General features: G+C 65.8%; 19 protein-coding genes and 1 tRNA gene. 12 read left to right on the top strand and 8 right to left on the bottom strand.

Annotated elements, in window-relative coordinates; all coding sequences use genetic code 11:
* Positions 1 to 32: 32 nt before the first annotated feature.
* A complete protein-coding gene (locus AC5RVD_RS02475) occupies positions 33 to 1,763 on the bottom strand; it encodes a calcineurin-like phosphoesterase C-terminal domain-containing protein (RefSeq protein WP_494126055.1) in 1,731 nt (576 codons plus the stop codon).
* Between the two features lie 254 nt (positions 1,764 to 2,017).
* On the opposite strand from AC5RVD_RS02475, the gene AC5RVD_RS02470 reads away from it, so the two are divergent.
* Positions 2,018 to 2,515, top strand: coding sequence for a DUF456 domain-containing protein (locus AC5RVD_RS02470; protein ID WP_494112352.1), 498 nt, complete (start codon positions 2,018 to 2,020; stop codon positions 2,513 to 2,515).
* 79 nt (positions 2,516 to 2,594) lie between these two features.
* Here the strand turns inward: AC5RVD_RS02470 and AC5RVD_RS02465 are convergent, their stop codons facing one another.
* Together AC5RVD_RS02465 and AC5RVD_RS02460 are read right to left on the bottom strand one after the other, a co-directional pair.
* Positions 2,595 to 3,056, bottom strand: coding sequence for an Lrp/AsnC family transcriptional regulator (locus tag AC5RVD_RS02465; protein ID WP_494112353.1), 462 nt, complete (start codon positions 3,054 to 3,056; stop codon positions 2,595 to 2,597).
* A gap of 334 nt (positions 3,057 to 3,390) precedes the next feature.
* Positions 3,391 to 3,774, bottom strand: coding sequence for a VOC family protein (locus tag AC5RVD_RS02460; RefSeq protein ID WP_494126054.1), 384 nt, complete (start codon positions 3,772 to 3,774; stop codon positions 3,391 to 3,393).
* Positions 3,775 to 4,142: 368 nt separating this feature from the next.
* On the opposite strand from AC5RVD_RS02460, the gene AC5RVD_RS02455 reads away from it, so the two are divergent.
* From AC5RVD_RS02455 to AC5RVD_RS02445, 3 genes are all read left to right on the top strand, one after another.
* Positions 4,143 to 4,517: a VOC family protein gene (locus AC5RVD_RS02455; RefSeq protein WP_494125841.1), complete on the top strand. Its 375-nt coding sequence runs from the start codon at positions 4,143 to 4,145 to the stop codon at positions 4,515 to 4,517.
* Between the two features lie 207 nt (positions 4,518 to 4,724).
* Positions 4,725 to 4,797: transfer RNA gene (locus tag AC5RVD_RS02450), tRNA-Ala, on the top strand.
* Positions 4,798 to 5,140: 343 nt separating this feature from the next.
* Positions 5,141 to 6,331 (top strand): NAD(P)/FAD-dependent oxidoreductase, encoded by a 1,191-nt coding sequence (locus AC5RVD_RS02445; protein WP_494121369.1) that lies wholly within the window; start codon positions 5,141 to 5,143, stop codon positions 6,329 to 6,331.
* Positions 6,332 to 6,489: 158 nt separating this feature from the next.
* Here AC5RVD_RS02445 and AC5RVD_RS02440 read toward each other — a convergent pair whose 3' ends face one another.
* Positions 6,490 to 6,975 (bottom strand): MarR family winged helix-turn-helix transcriptional regulator, encoded by a 486-nt coding sequence (locus AC5RVD_RS02440; protein WP_494125840.1) that lies wholly within the window; start codon positions 6,973 to 6,975, stop codon positions 6,490 to 6,492.
* Between the two features lie 305 nt (positions 6,976 to 7,280).
* On the opposite strand from AC5RVD_RS02440, the gene AC5RVD_RS02435 reads away from it, so the two are divergent.
* The gene (locus AC5RVD_RS02435; protein WP_494125839.1) at positions 7,281 to 8,210 is read left to right on the top strand and encodes an EamA family transporter; all 930 of its coding nucleotides are present in this window, start codon (positions 7,281 to 7,283) and stop codon (positions 8,208 to 8,210) included.
* 191 nt (positions 8,211 to 8,401) lie between these two features.
* Positions 8,402 to 9,952 (top strand): hypothetical protein, encoded by a 1,551-nt coding sequence (locus AC5RVD_RS02430; protein WP_494125838.1) that lies wholly within the window; start codon positions 8,402 to 8,404, stop codon positions 9,950 to 9,952.
* An 82-nt stretch (positions 9,953 to 10,034) separates the two neighbouring features.
* On the opposite strand, the gene AC5RVD_RS02425 is transcribed toward AC5RVD_RS02430, so the two are convergent.
* Positions 10,035 to 10,457, bottom strand: coding sequence for a four-helix bundle copper-binding protein (locus AC5RVD_RS02425; protein WP_494125837.1), 423 nt, complete (start codon positions 10,455 to 10,457; stop codon positions 10,035 to 10,037).
* Positions 10,458 to 10,748: 291 nt separating this feature from the next.
* Here AC5RVD_RS02425 and AC5RVD_RS02420 point away from each other — a divergent pair, with 291 nt between their 5' ends.
* From AC5RVD_RS02420 to AC5RVD_RS02395, 6 genes are all read left to right on the top strand, one after another.
* Positions 10,749 to 11,087, top strand: coding sequence for a heavy-metal-associated domain-containing protein (locus AC5RVD_RS02420; RefSeq protein WP_494125836.1), 339 nt, complete (start codon positions 10,749 to 10,751; stop codon positions 11,085 to 11,087).
* A 155-nt stretch (positions 11,088 to 11,242) separates the two neighbouring features.
* Complete coding sequence (locus tag AC5RVD_RS02415) at positions 11,243 to 13,330, top strand: heavy metal translocating P-type ATPase (RefSeq protein ID WP_494126053.1); 2,088 nt, start codon at positions 11,243 to 11,245, stop codon at positions 13,328 to 13,330.
* Positions 13,331 to 13,380: 50 nt separating this feature from the next.
* Entirely contained in the window at positions 13,381 to 14,043 is a 663-nt protein-coding gene (locus tag AC5RVD_RS02410) for a DUF305 domain-containing protein (protein WP_494125835.1), read from the top strand.
* A 54-nt stretch (positions 14,044 to 14,097) separates the two neighbouring features.
* Positions 14,098 to 14,463, top strand: coding sequence for an ArsR/SmtB family transcription factor (locus AC5RVD_RS02405; protein WP_493979994.1), 366 nt, complete (start codon positions 14,098 to 14,100; stop codon positions 14,461 to 14,463).
* Positions 14,460 to 15,566, top strand: a complete 1,107-nt coding sequence (locus tag AC5RVD_RS02400) for a cation diffusion facilitator family transporter (protein WP_494125834.1) — start codon at positions 14,460 to 14,462, stop codon at positions 15,564 to 15,566. The genes AC5RVD_RS02405 and AC5RVD_RS02400 overlap by 4 nt, the downstream gene beginning before the upstream one ends.
* On the top strand, positions 15,567 to 16,508 hold the full coding sequence (locus AC5RVD_RS02395) for an alpha/beta hydrolase (protein WP_494125833.1): 942 nt from the start codon (positions 15,567 to 15,569) through the stop codon (positions 16,506 to 16,508).
* A 39-nt stretch (positions 16,509 to 16,547) separates the two neighbouring features.
* Here AC5RVD_RS02395 and AC5RVD_RS02390 read toward each other — a convergent pair whose 3' ends face one another.
* From AC5RVD_RS02390 to AC5RVD_RS02380, 3 genes are read right to left on the bottom strand one after another with little or no spacing between them, the layout of a single operon-like run.
* Positions 16,548 to 17,549, bottom strand: a complete 1,002-nt coding sequence (locus tag AC5RVD_RS02390; RefSeq protein WP_494112401.1) for an LLM class flavin-dependent oxidoreductase — start codon at positions 17,547 to 17,549, stop codon at positions 16,548 to 16,550.
* Positions 17,550 to 17,608: 59 nt separating this feature from the next.
* A complete protein-coding gene (nagA, locus tag AC5RVD_RS02385) occupies positions 17,609 to 18,880 on the bottom strand; it encodes an N-acetylglucosamine-6-phosphate deacetylase (protein WP_494112366.1) in 1,272 nt (423 codons plus the stop codon).
* A gap of 14 nt (positions 18,881 to 18,894) precedes the next feature.
* On the bottom strand, positions 18,895 to 19,644 hold the full coding sequence (locus AC5RVD_RS02380; protein ID WP_494125832.1) for a glucosamine-6-phosphate deaminase: 750 nt from the start codon (positions 19,642 to 19,644) through the stop codon (positions 18,895 to 18,897).
* Between the last annotated feature and the right edge of the window lie 86 nt (positions 19,645 to 19,730).

Genomic DNA, 19,730 nt, shown 5'->3' with positions numbered 1-19,730 from the left:
CGCAACCAACCGCCGTCGGATATCAGGCAGGGTTACTTGACGACCTCAAAGGTGATGGTCTCGGTGAACTCGCGGCCGTGCACGTCGGTCGCGGTGACCGTGGCCGTGTGCTCGCCGACGGTCAGGCCGGCCGGCAGCTCGAGTCGCCACAGGTGGGAGGTGCGGTCGTGTAGGCCGCCGCCGTGCACCAACTGTTCGATGGTGGCGGTCGGATCGGTGTACTCGGCACCAATCAGCGGGACGTCGTCGGCGGTCATCGACTGGGTACGCGCGGCTTCGGCGCTTTCGCCGCCGTCAATGGATACCTTCACGGTGGAGCCGGTGGAGCCCATCCAGAAGTTGGTCGTCAGCCAGGTCTCACCGAGTTCGCCCTGTGCCACCGCGTTCGGGTTCTCCGGGGACGGGGCCTTGCCGCGCTGGTTCTTGTATTCGTCGAACCAGGCACGGTACGCGGGGGAGTTGATGCCCAGAGCCATTTGGTCGGAGCCGTCGTCGCCGGTGGCCGTGAAACGCTCGCGAACCTCCGTGTTCTTGATGTCCAGGGTCAGGACGCCGGGAGGGGTCCCGTCACGCTGGATGGCGGTGGGGAAGCCCTCCTCGAGCACCCGGCCGTTGTACCACTGGCCGGACACTGCCGGGACAGTCAAATGGGTGAACGGCAAGCCCGCGTCGCCGAGCTCGTCGCGCCAGCCGGCCATGAGGTCGCCCTCCCGCAGGTTCTCCGACATGTGGGTGTGCCCGCCCAGGGAAACGACTTCGCGGCCCTCGAGTATCCCGTAAATCGCCTGCAGCTGCTTCGTGGTGTGAGAGTCGCTGTAGTAGAACTCGAGCAGCGGGCTGTGGCCGGCCAGCACGATCACCCGGTCCTTGGGCACCTTCGCGATGTCCTGGCGGAGCCACTCGAGTTGGCGTTCGCCCAGTGCGTAAGTGTAATTGCTCTTCTTCGCGGGGATCGCGGTCGGATATTCGATGTTGCTCAGGGCGACGATGTGGGCCTTGCCGGCGTCGTACGAGTAATATTCCGGTCCGAACTGGCTGCGGTAAGTGTCGAACTCGTGCTCGCCGTCAAGGGCGTCGAAGTCGAGGTCGTGGTTGCCGGGCAGGAACCGGGCCGGACCGTTGAGCTTGGCGGTCAGTTCCCGGGTCTGCCCGAAGAGGGACAGGTCATCGCCCACGATGTCGCCGATGAAGAGCGCGCCGCAGCCGGCATAGTCGGAGCGGGCGGCCAGGTCGGCGAAGGCGCCGTTGTGCGCGAACTCCATCTCTTTTTGGTTGTAGGTCTGGACGTCGGCGCCGATTGCGCAGTGTTGCTCCGGGGACTGGGTGAGCTTGCTCTTGGCCAGCGGGAAGTTCACCTTGTCAGGCAGCGCTCCGGTCGGGGCGATGCCGCCGAACTTCAGGTCGGGGGACCCCTCCGGCAGGTGGTGGTAGAAGAACTGGGCGACGTTGTCTTCGTCCACCGGCACCTGGTAACCGCGGGGCTGGGTAACGAAGACGGTCATGTTGTCGAACGCCGGCAGTTCGTAGCGGCCATGGCTGTCCGTGGTGACGACGTCGCGGCCGTTGGAGACGGTGACACCGCGCAGGCCCGGTTCGTTGACGTCCTGCTTTGAGTTCTTGTTCTTGTCATCAAAGACGGAACCGTCGAGGGTCTGCTGGTCGGCATCAGGAGCATCAACGACGTCGATGCCTCCGCGGTAGGCCGAGGCTGCCCAATCGGTGTCGACCGGGGTGGGAGCGGCGGTGGCGGCGGGGCCGAGCATTGCGCCGGCAGCCAGCAGGACCAGAGCGCCGCCGGTCAGGCGCAAAGGTCGGGACAACCAGGCTGATTTCGAAGTTGGGGACGCGTACACGAATGGGACCTCCGGTTGAGTGATGGCCGGCCGTTGGAGGTGGCCGACCCCTCAACTGTTGCCCGCGGGAATGAACGGGGACCGAAGGGGAAACGAGGTGCGCGCCACGTTCTGGTGACACACCCCTTCCCGCCGGCCGCGATGCATCCCAGTAGGCTGAGTGGGTGGAAGCCCAGATACTCGCGACCGTCTTTTGCGGTCTGCTCATCGCTGTCGGCATTGCCGGCATCGTCGTCCCCGTCCTGCCCGGCACCATCACCATCGGCATCAGCCTGCTGGTCTGGGCCATCGTCCTGCAGAACACCCTGGGCTGGGTGGTCTTCGCGATTGGCATGGTGTTCGTGGCCGCCGGCATGTTGGCCAGCCTGGTGCTCACCGGGCGCAGGCTGAAACAGCGGCAGGTGCCCAACTGGTCAATCCTGGCGGGCGTGCTGGTCGGTGTGGTCGGAATGTTCGTGATTCCCGTCGTCGGGCTGTTCATCGGATTTGCCGCCGGGCTACTGCTCAGCGAATACGCACGACGGCGGGACTTCGGCCAGGCGGTCGGGGCCAGTTGGGCGGCGCTCAAGGCAGTGGGCCTGGGGATGCTGGTTGAGCTCGGCTGCGCGTTCGCCGCCGGCGCCGTCTGGGTGATCGGCGTGCTGGCGCAGTTCTTCTTCTAGCGGCTGGCCCCGGAACCGGCCATCCCAACGAGCGGCTTTTCAGACCAGCGCGGCGCTGCCGGCCGTGGCTCCGCGATGATCAGTCCTGCTCTAAAAGCCCCGTGGTGCGGTAGGGGATGACCTCGCGGAGGAACATCTGCGTGGAGGTGCGGGTGATGCCGGGACAGAAACGGATCTCCTCGCTCACCCGATACAGATCGTCCGGGCTGCTGGCCACCACCCGGATCAGCAAGTCTGTATCGCCCGCCGGGGCGTGGCATTCCAGCACTTCCGGAATCTTCCTGAGCGCTTCCACCGCGTCGTTGAGCTTGCTCTGGTCCAGTTCCGCACTCACCATGGCCATCACCCCGCGGTTCAAGGCTTCCGGCAGCACCCGCGCGGAGTGTGTGCGCAGGCAACCAGAGGCAGCCAAGCGCTCAAGCCGCGAATGGACCGTGCCGCGGGCCAGACCCAGCCGCTGGGCCAACATCATCACCGGGATCCGCGGATCCTCATCCAGCGCCAGCAGGATCCGCCGGTCCGTCGCATCAAGTTGCTGCAAAATGACCACTTCCTGTCGAGTGCCGCACTACTGCTTGAACAGTCTGATCAATTGTAAGGAAAGCGCTTGCACGGATTGTAGGCAGAGTGCTCTGATACTTATCAGATCGGGCGAAGTCACAAGCTGCCAGCCCGTTGAGGTGCACCGTTCAGGCCCACGAAGCCGGAGCAGTGTCTGCGGGCCCGCAAAGCCCCGACCTTGTTGTTCACACAGCTGAAGACCCCTGCCAGTCCGGATGCCGGACCGCCAGGGGTCTTGCTGCGTTTGTTCTAGCAATCCTGTAGCGCAGGCGCTCCAAGCGTCGCCCGCGGCGTGCTCCGTGAGAGGTTTGCGCCTATTTCAGGTTCAGCTGCCAAGACACCCCGTACCGATCCTGTACCCAAGCGAATTTTGTGCTGAAACCGTAGGAGTCCAAGGGCATCAGGAGCTCCCCGTCCACGGCCACTGCGTCATAAAGCCGACCGATTTCATCTTCGGCTTCACATTCGATGTACAGCGACATGGACGGAGTAAAGCCAAAGGTTTGTTTGACGCTGCTGTCGCTGCACATGAACTGCTGCCCGGCAATCGAGAAGGCCGCGTGCTCGATTGTTCCTTCAACGCCGGGGCCATCGGCCCCGTAGCGGACGAGGCTCAGCACCTCGCCGTCGGGGAACAGGGAGACGTAGAAGTTCATCGCGTCCTCGGCTTGACCATCAAACATGAGGAAAGTGGTGATTTTCTACTGCGGTACCTGCTGCATTGCTGCTCCTGTCTCTCCCGCCTTCAGCCGGATGGGCGGGTGCACCTACTATAGGTAAGCCCGAGGACATACGGTCGGGGAATTGGTCCTCATCGATGAATCGCCCACGACGGCGAAGGCGCACCTGTGGTTCAAACTAAGCAGAACCTCCCAGCTGCGGGTTCGTTGCGACTGGCTTACATTCCCTGAGCGAGCAAGCGTCTTCCCCGAACTCCCTCGAACTGCGACACTGTTGAGCAGGATCTTTCGCTGTGACAGATCACCACCGGGCAAGAGCTGGCGGCTGGAAACGTTGAAGGCAGGCCCTGCACATTCACGCTTGGGTCCACCCTGGAGGGGTTGCGATGAAGCTCACCAACAGCAAGGCATACAGCGGCATCGCCGTTCGTGATCTGCAGGAGGCGCAACGCTTTTACGGCGAAACTCTTGGCCTGAGAACGTCCGACGAGTATGGGCTGATGTGGCTGCATCTGGCAGGCGGCCGGGACACGCTTGTCTACGAACAGCCCGACGCCGTTCCGGCGAGCTTCACGATCCTCAACTTTCAAGTGGATGACATCGATGCTGCCGTGACCGGACTGGCCTCGCAGGGAGTGCATTTCGAGCGCTATGAGGGTTTTGCCCAGGATAAACATGGCATCTTTCGCGACGAAGGCCCCTACATCGCATGGTTCAAAGATCCGTCCGGGAACGTGCTGTCGGTCTTGCAGGAGAAGTAGTCGGAGGTCGCCCGGACGCCACCATCCGAGCTAGCTGGTGAGCTCCCAGCGGTCCGACCGAGCGTGGGATCCCGAACGGCCGTGGGCGTTGAATAGGGAATAGCACCCTCGAAGCTGCACATCAGAAAGCCGGAGTTCATTTGGTGCACACGCGGGTCGATGCGCTACCCTTACACACGTGTGATAGCGCGGGTAACCTGCGCATCCGGGGCTTTAGCTCAGTTGGTAGAGCGTTTCGTTCGCAATGAAAAGGTCAGGGGTTCGATTCCCCTAAGCTCCACTGAAGACGCGCGACTTCTGTGTTCCGCCTCCCAAAGAACACACTTTCCACAGACTTTGGCAGTACTAAGGGCATCGAGGCCAACGTTGCTACTCATCGGTCGCGCTGGTGCTCGCAGCCGCCAATCACGACCGCATGTGCCGGAACCCGACCGCCTCATCCCGGACCGCCGCCGTAACGTCCCAGCCCCATCCTGCGCGCACCGCTGCATTTGGAGATTGAGGCCGACGTTTCACGACCCGGTCCTGGCTCGCTCCGGCCTTGACGGAAGGCCCTGGGCGTTGTGGACTGGGCGGATGCGGGAGCGGCTGGGGCGCGGCCGCCAATGGCGGAAGGCCGAAACATGGACAAGCACCATCAGGTAGTGGTTGTCGGCGGCGGCAATGCGGGAATCTCGCTGGCCGCGCGGCTTCGCCGGTGGAAGGTTAAGGACATCGCAATCATCGAACCCCGGGACCAGCACTACTTCCAACCGCTGTTCTCCCACATAGGAGCCGGGGCTGCACGGATGGCCGAAGCAGTCCGCCCCCAGGCGGATGTCATGCCGCAGGGGGTTGACTGGATCCGCGGGGCGGCGGCCGACGTGCGGCCGGAGGAGAACGTCGTCGTCCTGGCCGGAGGCGATCGCGTTGGTTACGAGCACTTGGTGGTCTGCCCGGGCCTGCAGTTGGACTGGGGCGCCGTTCCCGGGCTTGCCGAGGCGATAGCCTCGCCGCACGGCTCGTCCAATTACGACGCCGCGCTGGCCCCCAAGACCTGGGATTTGGTGCGAGGGCTGCGCGCCGGCACCGCCGTATTCACTCAGCCGCCCGGGCCCGCAAAGTGCGCAGGTGCCGCCCAAAAAATTGCGTACATGGCCTGCGACTACTGGCGCGAACAGGGCGTGCTGCAGGACATCAACGTGCACATGGTGGTGCCCACGCCTACCGTCTTCGGGATGCCGGAGGTGGACCGGGAGCTGGAGCGCAAGATCAGCGAGTACGGGATCACGCTGTGGACCTCCACCACCGTAGCCTCGGTCAATCCTGAGGCACAGACACTGGTGCTGCACGGCTCCTCGGGGGACCGGGAGGTCCGGTACGACCTGCTGCACGCGGTGCCGCCGCAGTCGGCGCCGGACTGGTTAAAAGCCACTTCACTGCCGCCGAGGGGGAGCAGCGGCGGCTTTGTCGAGGTAGATTCAGAGATTCTGCGCCACCCGCGATTTCCCAACGTCTGGTCCCTCGGCGACGCCGCCGGAACGCGGAACTCCAAGTCCGGCGGGGCGCTCCGCAAACAGACCACGGTACTGGCGAAGAACCTCACCGCTGTTCTGGCCGGGCGTGCGCCTGATGCGCGTTACAACGGCTACTCAGTCTGCCCGTTCACGCTGAGCCGCCGCACCGCGTTCTTTGCCGAGTTCGACGACCAATACCGCCCCCAACCGAGCTACCCGGTCCTCAGGATGGCCAAGGAACGGCGCTGGCAGTGGGTGATGGACCGGCGGATCCTCCCGCAGATCTACTGGCACCTGATCCTGAAGGGACGGGCCTGAGCGTCTCGTCATCTTGCTCGTGTTCCTTGGAAAAGAGGGCCGGCTGTATCCCTGGTCGGCATGAAGCAAGGTGTGAGGCTAGATCCTGTTGAGTTCGGCACTGTTGACGTCGAGCCGCATCTTCGACGAATGCTCTTCAAGCAGTAACGGGGGTCCCGCTAGCTGAAGCCCGATTCGAGCTTCGCCAGGAGCGAGGCCAGGGAGTCTCTCTCGGCTTTGCTGAGTGAGCTAAGCAAATCGTGCTCGGTTCGGACGTGGTCTGGCAGCGCCTGCTCGATAAGGCCGAGACCCCTGGATGTTAGTGTGACCTGTTTGCCCCGGCCGTCCGCTTCGTTTTTTGAGCGGGTGACCAGCCCCTTTTCTTCAAGCCGGTTTAGTCTCTGGGCGATGGCGGCAGAGGTAACCATGGCACTGCTGGTCAGTTCACTAGGGCTCAGCGTGTAGGGGGCTCCGGACCTCCGAAGGGTTGCAAGAACGTCAAACGATGCGGAGTCCAGCCCGTGATCAGCGAAGGTGCGTGCGAGGCTGGTGTCGATCATTCTGGAGATGCGTGAAATGCGCCCGATCACCGCCATGGGAGAAACATCCAGGTCGGGACGTTCGGCAGCCCACTGGCCCAGGATCGATTCCAAATGGTCGTTCATACGCTCCAACCTATTATGTGCTGATGAATCTGGTTTTCATGTGCCGGTTCAAACCCATTCAGATGCTCGGGAACGGCTGATGCCGCGCCGGGCCAGATGGCGTTGAACAGATGGCCGGTCTGTACATCAACTCCCGAACGTCGAAGAGACCATTGCAAATATCTAAGTGCTTAGGTATTATACCTAAGCACTTAGATATCTCACTCCTTGAGTAGCTCCAAGATGAGGCGCTCCACCTGTCGGTCCGCCGTGCGGCGACAGGCCGGCCTACGGCAGCAGCTCAAGCACATCCGTTAGGGGGAAGCATGGCCGGCGCCGCCGTCATCCTGCTTACTGCCATCGCGCCACTTGCCTGGGGGACCACCTATGTGGTGACCTCCGAGCTGTTGCCGGAGGACTACCCGTTGTTCTCCGCGATGATCCGGGCACTGCCCGCCGGGATCATCGGGCTGGTTTTCACCCGCCGGCTGCCGAGGGGAGGGTGGTGGTGGAAGGCGGTAGTGCTGGGCATGTTGAACATCGGGGCGTTCTTCCCGTTGCTGTTCGCGGCCGCCTACCGGCTGCCAGGCGGGGTGGCCTCCGCCCTCGGGGCGACCCAGCCGTTGATCGTTGCCCTGCTAGCCGTGATCGTGCTCCGGGAGCGCTTGTCGGGCTGGCGGCTGGGCTGGGGCTTCATCGGTCTGGCCGGCGTCTCCCTCGTAGTTCTCCGCTCCACCGCGGTGCTGGATGCCACCGGAGTTGCAGCCGGACTGGCCAGTGCGGCCGCAATGGCTGCCGGCGTCACTCTCACCAAACGATGGGGCCGGCCTCCGGGGGTTGGGCCTGTTGCGCTGGCAGGCTGGCAACTGACTGCCGGCGGCCTGTTCCTGCTGCCGGTGACGTTGTTGCTGGAAGGCATCCCGCCACACCTGGACCTCCCGGCGGTTGCTGGCTATGCGTGGCTGGGGACTGTCGGCGGGCTCGCTGCTTACGTGATCTGGTTCTGGGGCATCGGACGCATCCCGGTCTCCGCGGTGGCGGTGCTGGGCCTGCTGTCCCCGCTGGTAGCCGCGGCCTTGGGGGCGCTGCTGCTGGGGCAGGTGCTGGGTTCGTGGCAGGTCGTGGGCTTCGGCTTGTCCCTGACGGCGATCGTTGCCGCCCAACTGCCCGCTCCTCCCGGAGCCATGCCCAGCACAACCGCTGCCCGCGGAAGACCCTTGATTCCTGCGGCGTCCCAAACCGCCAGCGACATATGAGTCCTCCCCGCATGCAGGAACCGGCTGTTCCTGTCCAAAGGCAAATGCGGCTCCCGTCCCACGATTTGGCACCCCTACTTCGAGGGGGGGAACTGGCGCGGTTTCCTCAGATCCCTTACGTCCGATTGCATCCCTTAGCACCCGTGCCCGCATTCGCGCAGTGCGGCAGCACTATGAACGGAACCAGCTTGATGAAGGCCCTCATCCGCGCGCTCCTGGGAGCAGTCCTAGGGACGACCATGCTCGCGTCAGCCCTGGCTGTCAGCACCCCGGCCCAGGCCACGGCACCGCGAAACGCGACCTACCAGACCTACACCGCTCCCAACGGTGTCAGCAGCAAATACCACGTCTACACCAACGGCATCGATACGAAGAAGCCGGTCGGCGTCCTATTCGTCTTCCACGGCGACTACTCCTACCCGGCGCAGTCGTACGTCCACCACCCCAACGGGTCCATCATGAAGAAGATGGCGGCCGAGGCGGCCAAGAAGAACATGATCATGGTTCCCGTCATCACCCCGGACAAGAAAGGCGGCATCACCTGGTGGGAGGATGCTGACCGCAACGGTGACTACTTCCGGGCCCTGGCCGGAACACTGATCGCCAAATACAAGCTCGACGCCCGCCGCATCTGGTTCCACGGCTACTCCGGCGGAGCCGAGTTCATCACCTATGAACTCCTCGCAGACCGACAGGATTGGATGAAGGGCGGCGGGGCCACCATCGTCGGCGGCGGCGGATACACGGGCATGGAGACAGCCGGTCCCGCGGCGGTGAAGAAGATGAAGCTGCACTGGATCTGCGGCAGCCGCGACGGACGCGGCGGCACCAGCTTGAAAACTTGGTCAGCCCTAGGCAGCGCCAAGAGCGCTGAGAAAAAATACAAGAGCCTCGGGTTCACCAACACGAAGATGACCATCCTCCCGGGTGTCACGCACTACACCTATGACATGCCGAAGCTGATCGCCAACGACTTGAAGGCACTGCCGGCCGCCGTCGCCCCGGCCAAGGCCAAGTCCGGCGATGTTGCAGCCGTGGACTCCGCAGACAAGCTCTACCTATACCCGTCAGCCAAGGGGAGGGACTTGAACAAGCGCTCCTACGTTTCGGCCGGATGGGGAGCAGCGCGAGCGGTGGAGATCGCCGACTGGAACGGCGACGGCACCCAGGACCTGATCGCCAACTGGAAGGACGGACGGCTCACCGTCGACTACGGGCAAAAGAACGGCGGCTTCAAACGCTCCACTCTGGGCACGAGCGGATGGCAGCACAACACCATCCTCGTCACCAGGTGGAGGGCCACCGACAAGTACCCGGGCATCATCGCCAAAAATCGTGACGGCAAGCTGTACTCCTATGCGAACCCGGCCGGCTTAAAGCCTGAGGCGCGGAAGCTGCTGAGCTCCGGCAATTGGAAGGGCATGGACGTGATGGCCCTGGACTTCGACGCGGACCAGAAAATGGACTTGGTCGCCCGCACCGAGGCCGGGCAACTGAAGCTCTACCGCTCCAACGGCAAAGGCGAGATCATCAGCGAGACCCGGAAGGTGATCGCCAAGTCAGGTTGGAATGCCATGACGCACCTGTCTGCTGCCGACGACCATGTGACCGCTGGCCAGCCCGGCATCCTCGCTCGCGACAAGAAAGGCAACCTGCACTTTTACCCGGTCGCCTCGAAAAAGATCCAAAAGCGCATCACTGTAGGTGTCGGCGGCTGGAACGGACTGAAGATCGGCTCCTAGCCGGACCTGCCGCGGGCCCCGGGGTCCCGGGCCCGCGGCAGGAGGCTGCGCGCCACCGCAGCGAGACAAGAGGTGGGCCGGCCTATTCGGAAGCGCCGCTTCCCAGCGAGGCCAAGAGTTCGGCACAGGCGCGTTCACACCGACGGCAGGCCTCCGCGCAAACCTTGCAGTGTTCGTGCATCTCCGCGTGCTGCCCGCATTCGTCGGCGCAGGCCCTGCAGGCAGTCCGGCAGGCCTCCAGGATTGCCCTGGTGATGTTGGCGTCATAGCCCGTGTGGCGCGAGAGGATGCGGCCGGTGGTTGCGCAGATGTCGGCGCAGTCCAGATTCGTGCGGATGCACTTGGTGAGGTCGGCAACCATGTCCTCCGAGAGGCACGCGTCGGCGCACGCGGTGCACGTCTGCGCGCATTCGAAGCAGGCGGCAATACACTCCGCCAGCTTCTGGCGGTCCACGCCGCCCAGGTCCTTGGGGTAGGTATCGAGCATCGAGCTGATGTGCGTCATAATCTGCTCCTGTCGTCCGGTTTCTGGCCGGCGGCGGTCGGCCGCCTCTCAAGCACCGTACCCCTACGCTGGGATTGTGGCCACTGCCGCAGCAGCATCTCCAGACCCTGCCCGCCCCTTGACTTATACCCCCGGGGGGTATAAGTTCAGACTCACCGGAACAAGCGTCACGAGCCCGCCAAGGCTTCAACGCAGTGAAGGTCCTCACCGGCTTCGGCGGCGGAGCGTCATTCCCCTGGTCTGGCGTTCCCACTTCCCGCAGCCAGCACCACGATGTGTGAGGAGAACACCATGGCCGAATCCCTGTCCCTGACCGCCAAGTCCGCACAAGGATGCACCTGCTGCGCCCCGACCGGCGCCTCCGGAAAACGAACCGAGCGCCGCGAGCCGAAGGCTTCGTCGATGTGGCCGGCCGTTCAGGCAGAGTACCGGGTTGCCGGCATGACCTGCGGACACTGCGCCTCCAGCGTTACGGATGCACTGGGTGCTCTCGACGACGTGAGCGACGTGCAGGTCGCCCTCGTGCCCGGCGGCATTTCCACTGTCACCCTTCTGGCCGTATCGCCGGTCAGCGAGTCCGCCGTCCGGTCGGCCATCGCCGACGCCGGCTACGAACTTATTGCCTCCTGAAGATCAGGTTCCCCGCTAAGGGCCGCCCCGCTTCCAAAGGCAGGGGCGCCCGCGAAAGAAGAGTCATGAAAAGCGAGCATTCGCAGCACCTCTACAATTCCGGCCAGCAGACCCAAAGCCCTGGCCCTGAGCACCGCCATCCGGGCCAGGGCCCGATGGTGACCGACCACGAATCGCACGGGCAGGCCATGCCGGACGGACCCGTCCATTCGGCGGTGGACGAAGAACATGCCGTCCATACGCATGGCCAGCACGCCGGGCACAGTACGGCGATGTTCAAGAACAAGTTCTGGCTGTCCCTGGTCCTGTCGGTCCCGGTGGTCTTCTTCAGCCCGATGTTCGCCATGCTCCTGGGCTACACCGTCCCGGAGTTCCCCGGGGCGGCGTGGATCCCGCCGGTACTTGGCACCATCATTTTCTTCTACGGCGGCACCCCCTTCCTGAAGGGCGCGATGAAGGAACTGCGGTCCCGGCAGCCGGGCATGATGCTGCTGATAGGAATGGCCATCACGGTTGCCTTCGCCGCCTCGTGGATCACGACGCTCGGCATCGGCGGGTTCGATCTGGACTTCTGGTGGGAACTGGCGCTGCTGATTGTGATCATGCTGTTGGGCCACTGGATGGAAATGCGTGCCCTGGGCTCCGCGCAGGGAGCACTCGACGCGCTGGCCGCCCTGCTGCCGGATGAGGCGGACGTGGTCAACAGCGATGGAAGTGTCCGAACCGTGCCGGTCGGGTCCCTCGCCATTGGCGATATCGTGTTGGTGCGCTCCGGCGCCCGCGTGCCGGCAGACGGGCAGATCGTCGACGGCGGCGCCGAGTTCGACGAATCGATGATCACCGGGGAATCCAAAGCCGTCGCCCGGGCGACCGGCGATACGGTAGTTGCCGGTACGGTCGCCACGGACAACTCGGTGCGGGTCCAGATCACTGCGGTGGGCTCCGACACGGCGCTGGCGGGCATCCAGCGCCTCGTGGCCGAGGCCCAGGCATCGTCGTCCCGGGCCCAGGCCCTGGCGGACCGGGCTGCGGCCCTGCTGTTCTACTTCGCGCTGGTGGCCGGCATCATCACCTTCGGGGCCTGGCTGCTGCTCGGAAGTCCCGATGAGGCCGTCGTCCGCACCGTGACCGTCCTGGTCATCGCCTGCCCCCATGCGCTGGGCCTGGCCATCCCACTGGTCATCGCCATCTCCACCGAACGAGCAGCCCGCTCTGGCGTGCTGATCAAGAACCGCATCGCCCTGGAGCGGATGCGCACCATCGACGTCGTCCTGTTCGACAAGACCGGCACGCTGACCGAAGGCGAACACGCGGTTACCGCCGTCGCCGCAGCGGAGGGCGTGACCGAAGGCGAGCTGCTGGCCCTGGCTGCCGCCGCCGAATCCGACAGCGAACACCCCGTCGCCCGTGCGATCGTCCGGGCTGCCGCCGAGCATTCCGAGGCGGCACGACTGGGCCTGACCGGACGCAACTTCACCTCCAGCACCGGCCGGGGCGTGCGTGCCGTGGTTAACGGGGCCGACATCTCCGTGGGCGGGCCGAACATGCTCCGGGAGTTGAACCTGGCTGAGGCGGCGGAGGTAGCCCAAGAAACCTCGGCCTGGATGGATCGGGGCGCCGGTGTGCTGCACGTGGTCCGCGACGGCAAGATGATTGGGGCGCTGGCCCTGGAAGACAAGGTCCGCCCCGAGTCGCGGGCGGCGGTCAGGGCCTTGCAGGCGCGCGGGCTCAAGGTCGCCATGATCACCGGGGACGCCCGGCAAGTCGCCAACTCCGTGGGCCGCGACCTGGGCATCGACGAGGTCTTCGCCGAGGTCCTGCCGCAGGACAAGGACAAGAAGGTCACCGAACTGCAGCAACGCGGCCTGAAAGTGGCGATGGTCGGCGACGGCGTCAACGACTCGCCAGCCCTGGCCCGCTCCGAAGTCGGCATCGCCATCGGAGCCGGCACCGACGTGGCGATGGAATCTGCCGGCGTCGTGTTGGCGGGCAACGACCCCCGGTCCGTGCTGTCGATGATCGACCTGTCCCGGGCCAGCTACCGGAAGATGGTTCAGAATCTGATCTGGGCCACCGGCTATAACATCATCGCCGTGCCGCTGGCCGCCGGTGTGCTTGCCTTCGCCGGGGTCGCCATCTCCCCGGCCATTGCGGCGATCCTGATGTCCGTTTCTACCATCGTGGTCGCCCTCAACGCCCAGTTGCTGCGGCGGATTGACCTGGACCCGGAACGAATCCAGTAGCAGTGCGGAGCCACACCCGCACGAGCAAGCTATTTCGAAGGAACAAAATCATGAAGCATGACCTGACCCTGTCCGCTGCCGCCCTCGCCGTCGTACTCGCGCTCGCCGGCTGTGCAACCGGAGACTCCGGCGGCCAAACCGCCCCTGCACCGACCGCCGCGACCACGGGGACGGCGCCTCAGGCCGGCGCGGAAACCGGCACCGAGCACAACGACGCCGACACGATGTTCGCGCAGATGATGATCCCGCATCATCGGCAGGCCGTGGAGATGAGCGGGACCATGTTGTCCAAGGAAGGCCTGGACGCGCGGATCACCGAGCTGGCGACCCGCATCAAGGAAGCACAGGGCCCGGAAATCGACCGGATGACCGCCATGCTTGAAGCCTGGGGAGAACAGGTCGGTATGTCCGCGGGCACCGGCGGCATGGAAGGCCACGACATGCACGGCGCAGAATCCGGGGAGGCCGGCATGGGTGCCATGGAAGGCATGATGTCGGAGGAAGATCTGGCACGGCTGGAGTCCGCGCAGGGGCCCGAGGCGGCCAAGTTGTTTTTGACCCAGATGATCGCCCACCATGAGGGCGCCGTGAAGATGGCCGAGCAGGAAGTCGAACAGGGTTCCAACCCGCAGGCCAAGGAACTGGCACAGACCATCATCGAAGACCAGGAAGGGGAAATCCAGGAAATGCAGGACCTCCTCGGCAGCCTTTGACCGCTCCCGCGGTGAACCATTGCCGCCCGGGCCGACGTGTGCAATTATCTGCGTATGAATGCAGGTAAGAAGGGTTGCAGCCTCGACGTAGACAGCCAGTATGTTGAGCTGGCCGTTGAGGTCTTTGCGATGCTGGCAGACGCCACACGCGTGCGCATCATCCTGGCTCTGCGGGATACCGAACTGCCGGTGAACGAACTGGCTGAGACGGTGGGAAAGTCCCCGGCCGCGGTATCGCAGCATCTGGCGAAACTGCGGCTGGGACGCATCGTGGCGACGCGGCAGGAAGGCACCAAGGTGTACTACCGGCTGGAGAACGAACATGCCCGGCAGCTGGTTGCCGATGCTGTTTTCCAGGCGGAGCATTCGCTCGGCGGCCTTCCGGCACATCACAGCAACCCCCGGCCGCAGGCATCATGAGCGCGCATCCGCAGGCCGGACGTTCTGCAGCCGGGGAGGCCGGGGACGAGCACGGTCACAGCCTCGGCGACCACAGCCACAGCCACGATGACCATGACCACAGCCACGGCGACCACGGCCACGATCATCCGACGGGGCTGAAAGGGTTTCTCCACGAGCTTTTTGTCCCGCACAGCCACGACACCGCCGACTCCATCGACGATGTACTGGAATCCAGCGCAAAGGGCATCCGCGCGGTAAAGCTGAGCCTGGCAGGGCTCGGCGCCACGGCAGTGCTGCAGCTGGTGGTTGTGGTCATCAGCGGCTCGGTCGCCCTGCTGGCCGATACGATCCATAATTTTTCCGATGCGCTGACAGCCATTCCGCTGTGGATCGCCTTCATCCTGGGGACGCGGCAGCCCACCCGCCGCTATACGTTTGGCTTCGGCCGGGCCGAGGACCTTGCCGGCCTGTTCATCGTGGCCATGATCGCGCTGTCGGCCCTGGGCGCCGGCTGGCAGTCCATCGACCGGCTGCTAAACCCGCAGCCCCTGCAGAACCTGGGCTGGGTCCTCGCGGCAGGACTCGTCGGTTTTGCCGGCAACGAGCTGGTGGCGATCTACCGGATCAGGGTCGGGCGGAGCATCGGCTCGGCCGCCTTGGTGGCCGACGGCATCCATGCCCGCACGGACGGGTTCACCTCCCTGGCCGTGGTTCTGGGTGTCATGGGGGTCTGGCTCGGTTTCCCGCTGGCCGACCCCATCGTCGGCCTGGTCATCACCGCCGCGATCCTCGTCCTGCTCTGGGGCACCGCCCGGGACATCGGCCGCCGCCTGCTGGACGGTGTCGAACCCGAACTCGTCGATCGTGCCGAACAGATCCTGCTGGCTGAGAGCGAAGTCAAGGGACTGTCGGAGGTGCGGCTTCGCTGGAATGGTCATCGGCTCAATGTCTCCGCCACGCTTCTGGTGGACCCGGCCATGACCGTCGACGGTTACCACCTTCTCCGGCGACGCCTGACCGCCGGGCTACGCGAGGCGCTGCCCGGAATCGACTACCTGTCCCTGACGCCTACACCGGCCGAAGCCCTCCGCCCGGGCTCCGGGTTTAGCGGGCAGCCGTAAATGAGCGGCATCGGGAGGGATCAGGGCGCGAGGTTCACAGCGGCCGACCGCAGGTACGAGCCCTACGTCCGTCCTATCGACCCGTCGGTTGGACGCCGCGCTGAAACCTGGACCTGGCACGGGTGGGACGTGCACGTGGAACACGTCGGGTCCCTTGAGGCGCCGGTGCGGATGCTTCTGGTGCACGGCGGGGGAGGGAACGCTGCGGCCATGTGGCCCTTTGCCGCACATCTGTCGCGGCTCGGAGGCCTCGTCACGCTCGTTGACCTTCCGGGCTATGGGCGTACCCGTCCCCGCGGAAGCGCGCGCATTTCGTATCAGGATTGGCAGCGGCTTCTGGCGGACCTTGCGGCGCGCATCGCTGACCAGCGGCCGCTGCTGCTCCTGGGCGCCAGTATGGGCGGCATGCTGGCGCTGGATGCTGCTGCTTTGAGCGGCAGGGGTGACCGGGTCATCGTGACGTGCCTGCTCGACGCCACCGACCCTGACGTTCGGGCGGCCATCGTGCGTGCCCCGTGGATGGCCCGTCTTGCGGCGCCCTTCCTCAAGACCATCAGCGGGCCGGCTCAGCGGATACCCCTTCCGCTGCGGTGGGTCGCCCCGATGCGGAAGATTTCCAACGACCCGGAACTATCCGCCCAGGTCCTGCGCGATTCGCGCGGCGGGGGAGGTTCGATGCCGCTGGGTTGGTTCCGGTCGTTCCTGGAGGCCGGCCCCGCCGTGCCGCCGGAGTCATACGGCGGACCGCCGGTCCTGCTGGTCCATCCGGGCAACGACCGGTGGACCCCCACAGAGATCAGTAGCCGGTACCTGAGCCGGCTTGCCGGAAAACATCGATTGGTTGAGCTCGAGGGATGCGGACACTTTCCAGTGGAAGAACCGGGCATCCAGAAATTCCTCGACGTCGTCGGCATGGAAGTCGAATCCGTGTCTAAGGCCTGACGCGCACCACGGCCGCCGCCAGGTGGCTCAGCGGCGCGGTCATCCGAGGCCGAGGAGCGCGGCAAGCCGCCGGTCGGCGTCGGCGAGGGCGTCCGTGTCGAAGGTGTTGGTGGTGACCAAGAGTTCGTCGGCACCGGTCACCTCCAGCAAGCGTCCGAGCCGCTGGCCCACCTGGTCCGCCGTTCCGTGCACGGCAGCGGCAAGGGACTCGGCTACCAGGCGCTCCTGCCTGGAGGTCATGGGAGCTGATCGGATGGAGCCGACGGGCGCGAGCGGCGGGAATTCCCCGCGGGTGCGGGACTGCGCCATTGCCCAGGCCTCGGGCAGCAGCAGCTCCCGCGCCTTTTCGGCGGTTTCAGCAACGGCCACGGTCGCGGAGGCGATCACGTACGGCTCGGCGTAATAGGCGGACGGCCGAAAATTCTGCCGGTAGCGCCCCAGAACTCCGCGGGCCGGTTCCGCATTGCGTCCGGTAAAGGCAGGACCGCCAACCACGACGGCGAGGCCCGCCTTGGCGGCGATGTCCACCCCCTTGCCGGTAGCCAGCACGAAAAGCGGCGTCGCACCGCCGTCGTGCGGCCGGGCAGTGACGGCGGCGCTGCCGTCGAGATAGGACATCAGTTCCGCCAGGTCCTCGCCGAAGCGGTCCGCGGCGTCCTTGTCCTGCCGCAGCGCCGACCGTACCGCCGGCGTGAATCCGACGGAGCGTCCGACCCCGAGATCGATCCGGCCGGGAAAGAGCGCCTGCAGGGTGGCGGCCTGTTCGGCCACCACCAGCGGTTGGTGGTTGGGCAGCATCACGCCGCCGGAGCCGACGCGGATCCGTTTTGTCTGGGCAGCCACCGCGGCCATCAGTACCGTCGGAGCTGAACCGGCGATCCCCGGCACACCGTGGTGCTCGGCCACCCAGAACCGGCGGTAGCCCAGCTGCTCGGCCTGCCGCGCCCGGCGGATGGTGGCGTCCAGGGCCGCCGACGCCGAGGTGCCCTCGCGGGCGTTGGCGCGGTCCAGGATGGAGACGGGGATGGAGGCACGGTGCATACCAGTCACAACGTGGCCGGCAGGCTGGTATTCCATCCCGGCGGAGGTCCTGCTCGCGCTCAGCGCCGGGCCAGCCACCGGCCCCGGCGCATGACGCCGGTGATTGCCAGGGCTTCATCGATGATCACGAGGTCGGCGAACTTGCCGCGAGCCAAGGTGCCTACGCTGTCGGCCAGGCCCATGATCCGGGCCGGGACCACAGTGGCCGACCGGAGGGCCTGGTCGAAAGGGACTCCCGCCTCGAGGGCGTTCCGCAGCAGGTCCATCATGCTGGCGGTGCCTCCGGCGATGGCCCCGGATGCCAGGCGGGCCACTCCCGATTGCACCCGCACCTCCGCCGGGCCCAGGGGGTACACGCCGTCGCTTAGCCCGGCTGCTGCCATCGAGTCGGTGACCAAGGCGATGTTGTCGGCACCCAGCAGCTCGAACATGGTCACGACGAGGTCGGGGTGCAGGTGGGTGTTGTCCGCGATGAGCTCCACGACGGCCTCGCCGGCGCGGGCGGCCCGGAGGCAGGCGCTCACGGCGCCGGGGGACCGGTGGTGCAGCGGTTCCATCCCGTTGAACAAATGCGTCACCGTGGGCACCGCTGACCCCTCACCGAACCGCCGGGCGAGGGCATCCCGTGCGTGGCGCAGGGAGTCGGCCGCGACCGCGGTTTCCGCGGCCGTGTGGCCCAGCGAGGGGACAACGCCGTGGCCGGCGAGCAGTTCCACGAGTTCGTCGGCGCCGGCCAGCTCGGGCGCGTACGTCATGGTGCGCAGGAAGCCGCGACCGCTTGCGAGCATCTCGCGTGTGAGGTCGAGGTCCGGTTCCAGCAGCCATCGCGGGTCCTGCGCGCCGCATCGGGCAGGTGACAGGAATGGCCCCTCCGCGTGGATGCCGGCTACCTCGCCGTCGGCGGCTATGCGCGCGAGGACGTCGAGTCCGCCGAGCAGATCCTGGGGCGGTGCTGTCACTAGGCTCGCCAGCAGGGTGGTGGTGCCCGAAGCATGGATGCCGGCCGCCGCGCGGCGTGCGTCCGTTTCCTGGGCGGTGGGGAAGTCGACGCCGAAGGCGCCGTGGCAGTGCAGATCAACCAGCCCGGGGATCACCCTCTGGCCGGCAGGGACGTCGACGACGGTGTCCGCCTCGCCGGGCGGCAGGGCCTCCGACGGACCGACGAAGCTGATTTTCGCGCCGGACACCGCAACGGCTCCGTCCCGCAGTTCACCCTCGCCGGTGTGGATTCTGCCCCTGAGGATGGTCCGGCCGCCCGGCAGCGGAGCCCGTTCCGCTTCGCGGAACGGGACGGGGGAGCCGTCGGTGCTGCCCGCGCCTTGGCATGTCATGGCGGAATCGAGGCCTATCCGGGGGGAAACCGGGAGCCCGCCTCGACATCCGTGAGGACGGTGACGTCCGGGTGCAGTTGGAGCACCGAGGCCGGGCAGTCGGGGTCAATGGGCCCGGTCAACGCGCGGTGAAGGATGTCGGCCTTGTCCCGACCCTGCACCATCAACAGCAGCCGCCTGGCATCCAGGATGGTCCCCAGGCCCTGCGTGATGCAGCGGGTGGGGACGTCGTCGAGCGACGGGAAGAACCGGGCATTGGCTCGGCGCGTCGTCATCGTCAGCTCCTCGACCCGGGTTCTGGAATCCAGGGCCGAGCCGGGCTCGTTAAAGGCCAGGTGGCCGTTGTGGCCGATGCCCAGGATCTGCAGGTCGATTCCGCCCGCCGACGCGATGGCCGCTTCATAGTCCGCAGCCGCCCGGTCCACATCGGTCCGGTCGGCGTCCGGCAGCAGGACCGACGCCCGGTCGAGCCCCAGCGGCCGGATCACTTCCCGGTCAATCACCTGCGCGTAGCTCTCCGGGTGCCCGGCCGGAAGTCCCACGTATTCGTCCAGCGCGAACCAGCGGACCCCGGACAGATCCAGGCTGCGCCGTGCCAAGGACTGATACAGCGGCAGCGGCGAGGACCCGGTGGCCAGCCCGATGACGGCACGGGGCAGCTCTCCGACGAGGTCGGCCACTATGTCGGCGGCCAGCGCGCCGATGTCTTCAGCGTCGTGGTGCGAAACATGGAGCTTGCGTTCCTGCTCGGCCAACGGGTTCATAGGAGTCCTGTCTGCTGGAGGAGTCCGCCTGGACGGATGCGCGCCGCGCTGCACGTGCTTTGCGGCAAGGGCAAGTCAAACTTCAT

The organism is Arthrobacter sp. THG-b23 (genome assembly GCF_059091265.1).
The sequence above is the reverse complement of the archived record's forward strand: the minus strand, read 5'-3'. Positions and strand labels throughout refer to the sequence as shown.

What these genes read in the sequence shown, in the direction of transcription:
- AC5RVD_RS02475 (WP_494126055.1), bottom strand. Translation starts at nt 1,763, where the DNA reads ATGCTCGGCCCCGCCGCCACCGCCGCTCCCACCCCGGTCGACACCGAT.
- AC5RVD_RS02415 (WP_494126053.1), top strand. Translation starts at nt 11,243, where the DNA reads ATGGTGACCGACCACGAATCGCACGGGCAGGCCATGCCGGACGGACCC.
- AC5RVD_RS02400 (WP_494125834.1), top strand. Translation starts at nt 14,460, where the DNA reads ATGAGCGCGCATCCGCAGGCCGGACGTTCTGCAGCCGGGGAGGCCGGG.
- AC5RVD_RS02430 (WP_494125838.1), top strand. Translation starts at nt 8,402, where the DNA reads ATGAAGGCCCTCATCCGCGCGCTCCTGGGAGCAGTCCTAGGGACGACC.
- AC5RVD_RS02410 (WP_494125835.1), top strand. Translation starts at nt 13,381, where the DNA reads ATGAAGCATGACCTGACCCTGTCCGCTGCCGCCCTCGCCGTCGTACTC.
- AC5RVD_RS02425 (WP_494125837.1), bottom strand. Translation starts at nt 10,457, where the DNA reads ATGACGCACATCAGCTCGATGCTCGATACCTACCCCAAGGACCTGGGC.
- AC5RVD_RS02395 (WP_494125833.1), top strand. Translation starts at nt 15,567, where the DNA reads ATGAGCGGCATCGGGAGGGATCAGGGCGCGAGGTTCACAGCGGCCGAC.
- nagA (WP_494112366.1), bottom strand. Translation starts at nt 18,880, where the DNA reads ATGACATGCCAAGGCGCGGGCAGCACCGACGGCTCCCCCGTCCCGTTC.
- AC5RVD_RS02420 (WP_494125836.1), top strand. Translation starts at nt 10,749, where the DNA reads ATGGCCGAATCCCTGTCCCTGACCGCCAAGTCCGCACAAGGATGCACC.
- AC5RVD_RS02405 (WP_493979994.1), top strand. Translation starts at nt 14,098, where the DNA reads ATGAATGCAGGTAAGAAGGGTTGCAGCCTCGACGTAGACAGCCAGTAT.
- AC5RVD_RS02455 (WP_494125841.1), top strand. Translation starts at nt 4,143, where the DNA reads ATGAAGCTCACCAACAGCAAGGCATACAGCGGCATCGCCGTTCGTGAT.
- AC5RVD_RS02435 (WP_494125839.1), top strand. Translation starts at nt 7,281, where the DNA reads ATGGCCGGCGCCGCCGTCATCCTGCTTACTGCCATCGCGCCACTTGCC.
- AC5RVD_RS02445 (WP_494121369.1), top strand. Translation starts at nt 5,141, where the DNA reads ATGGACAAGCACCATCAGGTAGTGGTTGTCGGCGGCGGCAATGCGGGA.
- AC5RVD_RS02380 (WP_494125832.1), bottom strand. Translation starts at nt 19,644, where the DNA reads ATGAACCCGTTGGCCGAGCAGGAACGCAAGCTCCATGTTTCGCACCAC.
- AC5RVD_RS02440 (WP_494125840.1), bottom strand. Translation starts at nt 6,975, where the DNA reads ATGAACGACCATTTGGAATCGATCCTGGGCCAGTGGGCTGCCGAACGT.
- AC5RVD_RS02390 (WP_494112401.1), bottom strand. Translation starts at nt 17,549, where the DNA reads ATGCACCGTGCCTCCATCCCCGTCTCCATCCTGGACCGCGCCAACGCC.